This window comes from Nocardia carnea (assembly GCF_029868855.1).
Lineage (GTDB): Bacteria > Actinomycetota > Actinomycetes > Mycobacteriales > Mycobacteriaceae > Nocardia > Nocardia carnea_A.
This window is the reverse complement of sequence record NZ_JARWOV010000175.1, coordinates 1-10,797: the sequence shown is the minus strand read 5'-3', so window position 1 is coordinate 10,797 and position 10,797 is coordinate 1. Positions and strand designations below refer to the sequence as shown.

Sequence of the window (10,797 nt, the reverse complement as noted above, 5' to 3'; positions counted from 1 at the left end):
GAGTCGGGGGAGACCACCTCGATCACCAGGAGGACATTCGCGGGTTCGTAGGTCGTCTGGTCCAGCCCGGTGTCCGCGGCGGCATCGGCGACCAGGACATCGGGTTCCGGCCGCTGCCGGGGGCCGAGGGTAATCGTCATTTCCCGGTCGACTTCGAACTGTTCCGGTGCCTGATGCCTGAGTTGCAGGCGGAGAAAGTCCACAACGCGTCTGTGGAACTTCATTTGCGGGCTCACGAAAACAAGGCTCCCGTCGATCAGTTCGGTATGCGAGGGTAGATCGGGTAGCCGGTCGAGGTCTTCGGCGAAGTAGCCCTCGGGTGGCGGCACCGGCCAACCCAAGGACGGCCCGGGATCCGTCGGTATGGGGTCGGCGGTCATCTAATCCCTCGCTCTGCGCACAGTGATCGACTGACCCGACCAGTATCGCACGGCCGGATGACCTGTTGTTTCGGCGTGCCGCCCGGTGAATAGGCGGATCCGGCCGATCATGACCGCATGGCATCTCGACGGATCAGCGGCTCGGCGCATCTGTGGCGGAACACGGGCACCGTGATTTGTGGTCTGCTGTTCTACTACTTCGTTCCGGTGGGATTCGATTTCCCCGGCTACTGGCCCACACGGTTGGTGACCCTGGTGGCCTTCGTCGCCGGCGTGGCCGGGCTGGCGTGGCTCGCCTACCGCCGGATCGGACAGTTCCTCGCCGCGAGTCGCGATACCGCGCACCGGGTCGACGGTTTGCTGTATCTGGTCTGCCTGGTGGTGTTGTTCTTCGCGCTCTTCTACTACGTGCTCGAACTGCGCGATCCCGGCCAGTTCACGCAGCTGCGCACCCGCAGCGATGCGCTCTACTACACCGTCGCGACTCTCGGGACCGTAGGCTTCGGTGATATCCACGCCGCCGGTCAGGCGGCGCGTATCGCCACCACGGTCCAGATGGTGTTCGATCTGGTGGTGGTCGGCACCCTGATCACGGTGACGAGCACCGGGATCACCCGGCGTTTGGACGCCGAGAATGTCACCGGGCCCCGGTAGCCTGATCGCGTGCCCGAACTACCGGAAGTGGAGGCGCTGGCGCAGTTCCTGCGGGAGCACGCGGTCGGTGCGGTGGTGGGCCGTATCGATGTGGCGGCCTTGAGTGCGATCAAAACCTTCGATCCGCCGGTGACGGCGCTGTCCGGCCGCGATGTCACGGGTGCCGGGCGGTGGGGGAAGTTCCTCGGAATGGAGTGCGGTGGGTTGTGGTTGATCACTCACCTGTCCCGGGCGGGGTGGCTGCGCTGGACCGACAACCCGAGTGCGAGCCCACCGAAACCCGGCCGCGGCCCGCTGGCGTTGCGGGTGCATTTCTTCACCCCGGAAGGGGCGACGCCCGCCTTCGACCTCACCGAGGCCGGTACCAAGAAACGGCTGGCGGTCTATATCGTGCGCGATCCGGCGGAAGTACCCGGTATCGCCCGGCTCGGGCCGGATGCGCTCGCCGTCACCGAACCCGAGTTCGCCGCGCTCCTCGGGGCGGCGTCGGGCCGGATCAAGAACGTCTTGGTCGACCAGACCGTGCTCGCCGGGATCGGCAACGCCTACTCCGACGAAATACTGCACACCGCCCGGATCTCCCCGTTCGCCACCGCGAAGACCATGCCGGCCGCCAAGATCTCCGCCCTCTACGACGCCCTGCGCACGGTGCTCACCGATGCGGTCGCCCGGTCGGTGGGGCAGGACGCGGCGCGGCTCAAGGGCGAGAAACGTTCGGGTATGCGGGTGCACGGTCGCACCGGTATGCCCTGCCCGGTATGCGGGGATACGGTCCGTGAAGTCGCGTTCACGGACCGGTCGTTCCAGTACTGCCCGACCTGCCAGACCGGTGGGAAGGTCCTCGCCGATCGCCGGATGTCGCGGCTGCTGAAGTAGAACGGTCAGTCGCCGGAGTTCCGGTCGGAAGTGCCCGGCGGAACTGCTCGCCCGCTTTCCGTAGCCGGATCCGTACCGTCGTCGGCCGGTCCGGGCTCCGAGTGGGATTCGGCGGGTTTGCCGACGCCGTCGGTGTCCGGGTGGCCGTCGGCGTCGACGGTCTCGGCGCTATCGGCGGGCAGCTCGACGTTATCTGCCAGCTGCTCCGCGACCGTGGTCGCCACTGCGGTCGGGGTCCCCGTCGCGTTCCCCGGGGTGATCTTCCCCAGCAGCGTGCCGTCGGCGTCGGCTTCGTTTTCTGCCGCGTTTTCGGCGGTGCCGTCTGCCGTCGTTGCGGTGGTATCGCCGGCGGGCGCTGCGGTGGTATCGCCGGTTGGGGCTGCGGTGGTGCCGCCGGCCGGGGTGACGCCGCCTGCCGGTGCCAACTTGGGCGCGCGGACCCCCTCCCAGAGCTTGCGCTGGGCGCTGTCCGGGTCGTTCTCCACCCGGCCGGGATCGTCGATGATCAGCGTGCGGCGGTCCTGTTCGGTATAGCGCGGCCACACCGGAAGCGGTTCACCGGTCCGGGCGAAATTCAACCAGTTGTCCTGGACCTGCCGGGTCACCGCGAGCAGACCGCGACGACTGCCGCCGATGGTCAGCGCCCGGCTCCACGGTTCGTACACGGCCCCGAAGGTGGGCAGCAGGTCGGTCGCGTGGGTCGCGCCCAGTTTGTACAGCTGCAGCAGGCGGGGTGCGAAATCGTAACGGTAGGCGTAGGTAGGACTGTGCCGGCTGTGTCCCGCCATCACCTCCAGCGAGGGCCGCCAGAAGAAGTAGTCGCCGCCCGCGCGGATGGCCGCGGCCTCGCCGGGGAAACCGGGATAGGTGTAGAACACCTGGGGATAGCGCTCCGGACCGGCAACCGAGAGCGCGCGTTTCAGCCGCTCGGGCCGGGTGGGCAGGGTATCGGTGAATCGGTTGAACAGGGCACCCTCGTTGCGGCAGGTGCCGATGATCAGCGGAATCCGATGGGTATACCCCTCGGCGAATGCATCGATGGGGGTGCGCGGCAGCAGATCCCCATCGGCCACCGGCGCCGCCGGGAAGAACCCGGGGAACTCGGCCATGGACGCATTGGACGCCCGGTTGAAAGCACGCCGGATATCGTGCGGATCCGCTTCGCGTAGCAGCCGATTCGCGTCCTGCGGGGCGATCTGTAGCTCGGCCAGGACCCGGCGGGCGAATTCCCTCGCCTCGGCCGTTGTCAACCCCCAGTCCGCGGGCGGGCTCTGTGCGATACCGCGGTGGAACAGCCCGGCGGCCGACGGGGTCGCCATGAGACTCAGCACGGCGTGCGCACCCGCCGATTCCCCGAAGATGGTGACATTGCCGGGATCACCGCCGAATTCGGCGATATTGGTCTGCACCCAGCGCAGCGCGGCGATCTGATCGCGCAGGCCGAGGTTCGACTCGTACGGGCTGTCAGGGGTGGAGAATTCGGAGAAATCGGCGTACCCGAACGCGCCGAGCCGGTAGTTGATCGACACCACGACCACATCGCCGTCGGCTGCCAGCTGCACTCCGGCGTAGAGGCGCAGCGCCGAGGTGCCGAACAGGTAGCCGCCGCCGTGGATGAACACCATCACCGGCCGCGGCCGCACGGCCGGAGTCACGGGAGCCACGACATTGAGTGTCAGTGAATCCTCGCTCATCTCCTGTAACTTGCGCGGTCCGATCCGGACACCGAAGCTGGGCTGGATCCCCGCCGCCCGGAAGTAGGTGGCGTCGCGGATATCGGTCCACGGCTGCACCGGCTGGGGAGCGCGGAACCGCAGGCCGCCGACGGGTGGTGCCGCGTACGGCAGCGATCGCCAGTACCGCACGCGGCGGCCCCGCCCACCGCGGACGACGCCATCGGCGGTTGTGATCTGTTCGGTGACGTGCCCGTCGGTTGTCGGCGAGGGCCCTCCGTCAATGCGCTGCGCTGCCGGTTCCGGGACTGACTCGCTCATGGGGCCGATGGTAACGACGACCGGTCGGTCTCCAACAGTCGTAACCAGAATTCACTCACCGCGGGGAACGCCGGCACCGCGTGCCACAGCGCTTCCAGCGGAACCCGCCCGGCGACCGCGATCGTCGCGGCATGCAACTGTTCCCCGATATCGGGACCCACGAAGGTGGCGCCGAGCAGCGTATCGGTGCTGTTGTCCACGACCAGCGCGGCGTGACCGCGGTAGTCGTCACGGGTCAGTGCCGAACCGGCGACCTCGATATCCAGCTCCACCGTGCGGATATCGTGCCCGGCGCGGCGGGCGGCAGCGGCGGTGAGGCCGACGGCGGCGACCTCGGGATCGGTGAAAACAACCTGGGGGACGGCACGGTGGTCGGCGCTGGCGCGGTATCGCGGATCCGTCAGCGGCCGGCCTTCGGCCCGAGCGGCGATCACATCACCGCATACCCTCGCCTGGTACTTGCCCATATGAGTGAGCGCGGCACGGTGGTTGATATCCCCGACGGCGTACAACCACTCGCCGGGTACTCCGGTGACGGTCAGCTGATCGTCCACCTCGACGTAGCCCGCGTCCAGCCCGACCGTATCGAGCCCGATACCGTCGCTGTTCGGGGTACGTCCGGTGGCCACCACGATTTCGTCGGCGAGCACCGTGGTCTCCCCGTTCGGTCCCTCGGCATGCACTGTGACCGGGCCGCCGTGGATCCTGCCTTCCCCGTGATCCGCCGCCGCCGGCCGCCGGACCCGTCGCGGGCCGGTTCCGAACCGGATTTCCACGCCGCGGGCAGTCAGTGCCTCTGCCACCCGTTCCCCGGCGAATTGTTCGACACCGGTCAGCAGCCGGTCGCCGCGGACCAGGACCGTGACCTCGGCGCCGAGCGCCGACAGCCAGGTCGTCGCCTCACAGGCCACCACGCCGCCGCCGATCACCACGACCCGTTTCGGGATCTCGCGCAGGTTGGTCACATCGCGTGAAGTCCAGGGCAGCGCCTCGCGCAGCCCGGGGACATCCGGTACCGCGGCCCGGCTACCGGTCGCGAGCACCACGGCCAGGCGGGCACGGAGTTCGTGTTCGCCGATCCGGATCGTCCGTTCCCCGGCCAGCCGGCCGGCGCCGCGGATAACGTCGATACCCTGCTGTGCGGCCCAGTCGAGCTGGCCCGAATCGTCGTGGTCGCCGTCGCGGGCGTGGACGAATTCGTCGCGCCGGCGCAGTACCGCACCCACGTCGGGCCCGCGCGCCTCCACGCCGGGCAAACCGCGCGCGGAGCTCAGCACATGGCCCGGCCGCAGCAGCGCCTTACTGGGGATACAGGCCCAGTACGAGCATTCGCCGCCGACTCGTTCGCGTTCCACGATGGCCGCGGTGCGGTCGCTACCCGCGATCGCGTAGGCGGCGGCGTTCTCGCCGGCCGGCCCGCCGCCCAGGACGATGACATCGTATTCCTTTGCCGCGGAGTCGATTCCGGTCATATCCGCCGCCTACTGCAGGTATCCCTCGACCTGTCCCGGCGGTCGTGGCTGCGCCTCGTCGGGGGATTCGTTGCGATCGATACGGGCCCGTCGCTGCCGCAGCAGATCCCAGCACTGGTCCAGCATGACCTCCACTTCGGCCAGCCGGCGCCGCTCCACATCGGGATCGAGTTCCCCGCGCGAGGCCCGCGACCGCAGGTCGTGCTCGTGGTCGACCAGCTCCTTGATCCGCCCGAGTATGTCCTGTTCGGTCATGCCGACCATGCTACGGCCACCGGCCTGATTACCAGGTCATTCAGGGGGGCGCAGCAGATAGATATCCATGATCCAGCCCTTGTGTTCCCGCAGCTCCGCGCGTCGGCGCACGATTTCCGCGCCGATCTCGCCGACCCGGCCGTGGAACAGTGTTTCGTCCGGCATTCCGAGGTAGGCGCCCCACCAGATGTAGGTGTCGCCGGGGACGGAGGTGAACGCGCAATCGGCGTCGAGCATGACGACCGTCGAACCGGTGCCCAGCCCCTTGTCGCGCAACCGTCGCCCGGTGGTGATGTACACCGGTTCCCCGATCCGGTGCAGGACGATCCGATGCCGGGCCGCGAGGGCGTGCACGCTGGTCACACCCGGGACGACGCTGTAATCGAAGACCAGGGTGCCGCGCGCCAGGACCCGCTCCACCATGCGCAAGGTGCTGTCGTAGAGCGCCGGATCGCCCCACACCAGGATCGCCCCCACACCTTCGGTCCCGGCGAAGGCTTCCTCCAGCAGCAGCGAACGGCGCTCGTGCCAATCGAGTACGGTCGCGTTGTAGTCGGCCGGGGTGCGGTCGCGCGGCGGGTCGGGTATCTCCACGATCCGGTAGGGACGACCGGTGTGCTCGTCGAGGATCGCGGTGCGTACATCCACGAGCTGCTGTTTCTCGGCGCCCTTGCCCATGACGAAGAAGACATCGACCTCCCGCAGCGCCTTGACGGCCTGCATCGTCACCTGGTCGGGATCACCGGCGCCGATACCGATCACATACAGCTTCCGCATGGGGGTCAGCTTGGCAGGCCGGAAGCGACGGCGGTCGCCGGGGCAGTGACCGGCTGTTCCAGTTCGTGCGCGGCGTCGGGAACGTGCGGTGTGGCCGTCGGCACCGTGAGCGCGGTATCGGCGGCCCGGTATGCACAGCGAGACCTGCGCGGTCGAGATCCGAGTAGTCCGTACCGCTGCGTAGTCCGTACTGCTGCGTAGTACGTACCGTCGCGTCCCGCGCTCACCTCGTAGAGGGCGCTGCCATCCGGGTGCGCGCCCGGGCACCGTGCGCGCTGACCTGGGCACGTCGGCACAGTGGGCGGTCCGGGCCACCTGCGAAGGTGCCCGCCGGCCGGACCCGGCGAGGAGTTAAGCTCGGCCGGTGGCGAGCGCAGCGAACGATCCCGTGGTGAGCGCAGCGACCGGCGCCGGCGCGAGCGCAGTGAACGATCCCGGTGTGGGGGTGGCGGGCGGTCGCGGCGCGGACCGCGCTCCGGACACCCAGTACGAGGACCTGCTGCGGCGGGTGCTGGACTCGGGGACTGCCAAGGCGGACCGCACCGGCACCGGGACCCGCAGTGTTTTCGGGCATCAGCTCCGTTACGACCTGTCCGCCGGCTTCCCGTTGATCACCACCAAAAAGGTGCATCTCAAATCGATCGTGTACGAACTGCTGTGGTTCCTGCGCGGAGATTCCAATGTGAAGTGGTTGCAGGAGCACGGGGTCAGCATCTGGGACGAATGGGCGGGCGCAGACGGTGAGCTGGGACCCGTCTACGGCGTGCAGTGGCGATCGTGGCCGGCGCCCGACGGCCGGCATATCGACCAGATCGCGCAGGTACTGCACACGCTGCGGACCGACCCGGATTCCCGGCGCATGCTCGTCTCGGCCTGGAATGTGGCCGAACTCGACCGGATGGCGCTGGCGCCCTGCCATGCGCTGTTCCAGTTCTATGTCGCCGACGGCCGGTTGTCCTGCCAGCTGTACCAGCGCAGCGCCGATCTCTTCCTCGGGGTGCCGTTCAATATCGCGAGCTACGCCTTGCTCACGGTGATGGTGGCCCAGCAGAGCGGGCTCGAACCCGGCGATTTCATCTGGACCGGCGGCGACTGCCATATCTACGACAATCACCACGAACAGGTCGCCGAACAGCTGACCCGCACCCCTTATCCGTTCCCGGAGCTCGACCTCACCCCGGCCGCGTCGTTATTCGACTACCGGTACGAGGACGTGCGGATACTGGACTACCGGCACCACCCGGCGATCAAGGCTCCGGTGGCGGTATGACGGCGGCCGCCGCACCCGGGCGCACCATCGGCATGATCTGGGCACAGACACCCGACGGAGTGATCGGTGTGGACAACACCATCCCGTGGCGGGTGCCCGAGGATATGGCGCTCTTTCGGCAGGTCACCACGGGTTATCCCGTGGTGATGGGCCGGCGGACCTGGGAATCGCTACCGGAGCGTTTCCGTCCGCTGCCCGGCCGCCGCAATATCGTGGTGACCCGGCAGGCGGGCTGGTCGGCAGCAGGCGCCGAGACCGCCGGTTCCGTTCCGGCCGCGCTCGAACTGGCCGCCCCTGCGACCACCTGGGTGATGGGTGGCGGCGAGATCTACCGCGCCGCCCTGCCGTATGCGACGGAGCTCCTGGTCACCGAGGTGGACACCGATGTGCACGGGGACGCCTACGCCCCCGAATTCGGGCCCGAATGGCATTCGGACGATCCGGGTGAGTGGCTGGAATCGTCCGGCGGCCTGCGCTACCGCACTCGGCGTTTCACTCGCTGACCGGTTCTATCGCCCGAACAGCTTCGCAGTCCCACGGTCCCCGGGGGTCCTCTCGTTCGGTCGCGGAGCCCTATGCCACGCGGTGCGAGGAGCGCCCCGAGAACCCGTTGCACGCCGGTGGCTTGAAGGGTGTCGGGCGGGACCGACGGATGTTGCCGAGCGGCAGCGGAGCCGCTGGCCCAGCGGCAAAAGGAGCACAGTCGGCGGGAAACGCCGGAATGCCGCGTCCGGGTCGGGCATACTCGGCGATACGACCCCGCGATCATCAGCCCGGTCGCGGGTACGCGGAGGCGAAAGGCGGTTCATGGACAAGAAATCGCTGACAGCGGTGGCCCGGCAGCAGCTCAAAATGGCGGCGACCACCACCAGTGGCCGCAGTTCCCAGACCATCTACGGCGGGCATGCCAATTCGTTGCGGCAGACGGTCGTCGGATTGTGCGCCGGACAGAGTCTGGCCGAACACGACAACCAGGGCGAGGCCACGCTGCTCGTGCTCTCCGGCACCCTCACCCTGCACAGCGGCGACAACGAGTGGAAGGGTTCGTCCGGCGATCTGCTGGTGGTCCCCAAGGCCCGGCACAGTGTGCTGGCGATCGATGATGTGGCCTTCCTGCTGACTGTGGCCAAGTAGCCACCGGGATTGCGCGGGGCCGGGGGTGGCCCGCCGGTAGTGTGATCGCCTATGGGGCAGCCGCAGCCGATACTCGAACCACTCACCCCGGCCGCGCATTTTTTGGTCGCCACCATCGAACCCGGCGGTGAGGCGGCGGCGCGGGATCTGCTGGCCGAGCTCCCGGGTCTGCGGCGGGCCATCGGATTCCGGCTCCCGGGTGCCGGGCTGGGATGTATCACCGGTATCGGGTCGAGCGCGTGGGATCGGCTGTTCGGCGGTCCGCGCCCGGCGGAACTCCACGAATTCCCGGGCTACGACGGCCCGCTGCATCACGCGCCCGCGACCCCGGGCGATCTGCTGTTCCATATCCGCGCCCAAGCGCACGACGCCTGTTTCGAATTGGCGATGGCCATCGGCGACCGGCTGGCCGGGGTGGGCACGATCGTCGACGAAACCGTCGGTTTCCGCTATTTCGAGCAGCGCGATCTGCTGGGATTCGTCGACGGCACCGAGAACCCCGAGGGTGCGCTACCGGAGTCGCCGGCCGGTGCGGCCGCCCTGATCGGCGCCGCTGATCCGGACTTCGCCGGCGGCAGCTATGTGATCGTGCAGAAATATCTGCACGATCTACCGGCCTGGCGGGCCCTGCCGGTACAGGAGCAGGAGCGGGTCATCGGCCGGACCAAACTGGAGGATTTCGAACTCGACGAGGCCGACAAGCCCGCGGATTCGCATATCGCGGTGAACCAGGTGATCGAGCCCGACGGTACCGAGCGAGAGATCCTGCGCGCGAATATGCCCTTCGGCAGTATCCGCGACGGCGAATTCGGTACCTATTTCGTCGGCTATTCGGCGACACCCCGGACCACCGAGATCATGCTGGAGCGGATGTTCCTCGGCACCGACGAGGCCACCCACGACCGGATCCTGGATTTCTCCACCGCCGTCACCGGCACCCTGTTCTTCGTTCCGCCGCAGAATTTCTTCGACGATCTGCCCGCGCCGCCGGTAGCCGATACCGCGGCGGAGCCGACCGGGAAAACGGCGGTACGGCCGGGTCCGGCGCCGAGCGCGGACGGTTCACTCGGTATCGGCACATTGAAAAGGAGCAGCACCGTATGAACAACCTGCATCGTGAGCTCGCGCCGATCACGGACGCGGCCTGGGCCGTTATCGAGGAGGAGTCCGCGCGGACCTTCAAACGGCATAACGCCGGCCGCCGCGTGGTGGATCTGTCCGGTCCGCACGGCGCCGACTATTCCGCGCGCGGTCTCGGCCACACGACGCCGATCGCGGCCCCGAACGAGGGAGTCGTGGCCCGGCAGCGGGTGGTGGCGCCGCTGGTGGAGTTGCGGGTGCCGTTCACGCTGTCGCGAGAGGAACTCGACAATGTCGAGCGCGGTGCGCAGGACACCGACCTGGACCCGGTCAAGGACGCCGCCCGCAAGATCGCCTTCGCCGAGGACCGAGCCGTTTTCGAGGGCTACGCCGCCGCCGGGATCACCGGGATCCGGGCGGCCTCGTCGAACCGGGCGATCGCGCTACCCGACGATGTGTTCGGAGTGCCCGAGGTGATCGCTCTGGCGGTGAGCCAGTTGCGCCTGGCCGGTGTCGACGGACCGTATTCGGTGCTGCTCAGCGCCGACCTGTACACCAAGGTCAGCGAGACCTCCAACCACGGACATCCGCTGCGCACCCATCTGGAACGCCTCGTACCCGACGGGGAGATCATCTGGGCGCCGGCCATCGACGGGGCCTTCGTGCTCACCACCCGCGGCGGGGATTTCGACCTCACCCTCGGGCAGGACCTGTCCATCGGCTATCTGGGCCATGATGCCGAAACCGTCCAGCTGTATTTCCAGCAGAGCATGACCTTCCATGTCTATTCCGCCGAAGCGGCCGTAGCCCTGCACTGACCGGGTCCCGTGGAGGGGGCGGGCGGGCCCCCGAAAGCCGGGGGGGAGCGGGTAAATGTGGGGGGGGATGGGGGGTTGGGGGGGGGG

At 68.3% G+C, this 10,797-nt stretch carries 12 protein-coding genes; 7 read left to right on the top strand and 5 right to left on the bottom strand.

Going from position 1 to position 10,797, the window contains the following annotated elements:
• On the bottom strand, positions 1-380 hold a 380-nt coding region (locus QH195_RS15870; RefSeq protein ID WP_280435935.1), incomplete at its 3' end, for a Uma2 family endonuclease.
• Positions 381-497: 117 nt separating this feature from the next.
• On the opposite strand from QH195_RS15870, the gene QH195_RS15865 reads away from it, so the two are divergent.
• Together QH195_RS15865 and QH195_RS15860 are read left to right on the top strand one after the other, a co-directional pair.
• The gene (locus QH195_RS15865) at positions 498-1,034 is read left to right on the top strand and encodes a potassium channel family protein (protein ID WP_280425354.1); all 537 of its coding nucleotides are present in this window, start codon (positions 498-500) and stop codon (positions 1,032-1,034) included.
• 9 nt (positions 1,035-1,043) lie between these two features.
• Positions 1,044-1,910 (top strand): Fpg/Nei family DNA glycosylase, encoded by an 867-nt coding sequence (locus QH195_RS15860; protein WP_280435934.1) that lies wholly within the window; start codon positions 1,044-1,046, stop codon positions 1,908-1,910.
• A 5-nt stretch (positions 1,911-1,915) separates the two neighbouring features.
• Here QH195_RS15860 and QH195_RS15855 read toward each other — a convergent pair whose 3' ends face one another.
• Genes QH195_RS15855 through cobF form a run of 4 tightly spaced genes read right to left on the bottom strand, consistent with a single transcriptional unit; the run spans position 1,916 to position 6,408 of the window.
• Entirely contained in the window at positions 1,916-3,904 is a 1,989-nt protein-coding gene (locus QH195_RS15855) for a carboxylesterase/lipase family protein (RefSeq protein ID WP_280435933.1), read from the bottom strand.
• Positions 3,901-5,376, bottom strand: coding sequence for a dihydrolipoyl dehydrogenase family protein (locus QH195_RS15850; RefSeq protein ID WP_280435932.1), 1,476 nt, complete (start codon positions 5,374-5,376; stop codon positions 3,901-3,903). Before QH195_RS15850 ends, QH195_RS15855 begins: the two co-directional genes overlap by 4 nt.
• 9 nt (positions 5,377-5,385) lie before the next feature.
• Positions 5,386-5,631, bottom strand: a complete 246-nt coding sequence (locus QH195_RS15845) for a DUF2630 family protein (protein WP_280425358.1) — start codon at positions 5,629-5,631, stop codon at positions 5,386-5,388.
• Between the two features lie 36 nt (positions 5,632-5,667).
• On the bottom strand, positions 5,668-6,408 hold the full coding sequence (gene cobF, locus QH195_RS15840) for a precorrin-6A synthase (deacetylating) (RefSeq protein ID WP_280435931.1): 741 nt from the start codon (positions 6,406-6,408) through the stop codon (positions 5,668-5,670).
• A 445-nt stretch (positions 6,409-6,853) separates the two neighbouring features.
• On the opposite strand from cobF, the gene QH195_RS15835 reads away from it, so the two are divergent.
• The 5 genes from QH195_RS15835 (at position 6,854) to QH195_RS15815 (ending at position 10,710) form a co-directional block, all read left to right on the top strand.
• Complete coding sequence (locus QH195_RS15835) at positions 6,854-7,678, top strand: thymidylate synthase (RefSeq protein ID WP_280425415.1); 825 nt, start codon at positions 6,854-6,856, stop codon at positions 7,676-7,678.
• On the top strand, positions 7,675-8,181 hold the full coding sequence (locus tag QH195_RS15830; protein WP_280435930.1) for a dihydrofolate reductase: 507 nt from the start codon (positions 7,675-7,677) through the stop codon (positions 8,179-8,181). The genes QH195_RS15835 and QH195_RS15830 overlap by 4 nt, the downstream gene beginning before the upstream one ends.
• Before the next feature lie 304 nt (positions 8,182-8,485).
• Complete coding sequence (locus QH195_RS15825; RefSeq protein ID WP_280425361.1) at positions 8,486-8,812, top strand: cupin domain-containing protein; 327 nt, start codon at positions 8,486-8,488, stop codon at positions 8,810-8,812.
• A 51-nt stretch (positions 8,813-8,863) separates the two neighbouring features.
• Entirely contained in the window at positions 8,864-9,916 is a 1,053-nt protein-coding gene (locus tag QH195_RS15820) for a Dyp-type peroxidase (protein WP_280435929.1), read from the top strand.
• Positions 9,913-10,710 carry a family 1 encapsulin nanocompartment shell protein gene (locus QH195_RS15815; protein ID WP_280435928.1) on the top strand — a complete coding sequence of 266 codons (798 nt, stop codon included), beginning with the start codon at positions 9,913-9,915 and terminating at the stop codon, positions 10,708-10,710. Before QH195_RS15820 ends, QH195_RS15815 begins: the two co-directional genes overlap by 4 nt.
• Positions 10,711-10,797 lie beyond the last annotated feature (87 nt).

What these genes read in the sequence shown, in the direction of transcription:
- cobF (WP_280435931.1), bottom strand. Translation starts at nt 6,408, where the DNA reads ATGCGGAAGCTGTATGTGATCGGTATCGGCGCCGGTGATCCCGACCAG.
- QH195_RS15865 (WP_280425354.1), top strand. Translation starts at nt 498, where the DNA reads ATGGCATCTCGACGGATCAGCGGCTCGGCGCATCTGTGGCGGAACACG.
- QH195_RS15815 (WP_280435928.1), top strand. Translation starts at nt 9,913, where the DNA reads ATGAACAACCTGCATCGTGAGCTCGCGCCGATCACGGACGCGGCCTGG.
- QH195_RS15820 (WP_280435929.1), top strand. Translation starts at nt 8,864, where the DNA reads ATGGGGCAGCCGCAGCCGATACTCGAACCACTCACCCCGGCCGCGCAT.
- QH195_RS15855 (WP_280435933.1), bottom strand. Translation starts at nt 3,904, where the DNA reads ATGAGCGAGTCAGTCCCGGAACCGGCAGCGCAGCGCATTGACGGAGGG.
- QH195_RS15830 (WP_280435930.1), top strand. Translation starts at nt 7,675, where the DNA reads ATGACGGCGGCCGCCGCACCCGGGCGCACCATCGGCATGATCTGGGCA.
- QH195_RS15845 (WP_280425358.1), bottom strand. Translation starts at nt 5,631, where the DNA reads ATGACCGAACAGGACATACTCGGGCGGATCAAGGAGCTGGTCGACCAC.
- QH195_RS15825 (WP_280425361.1), top strand. Translation starts at nt 8,486, where the DNA reads ATGGACAAGAAATCGCTGACAGCGGTGGCCCGGCAGCAGCTCAAAATG.
- QH195_RS15850 (WP_280435932.1), bottom strand. Translation starts at nt 5,376, where the DNA reads ATGACCGGAATCGACTCCGCGGCAAAGGAATACGATGTCATCGTCCTG.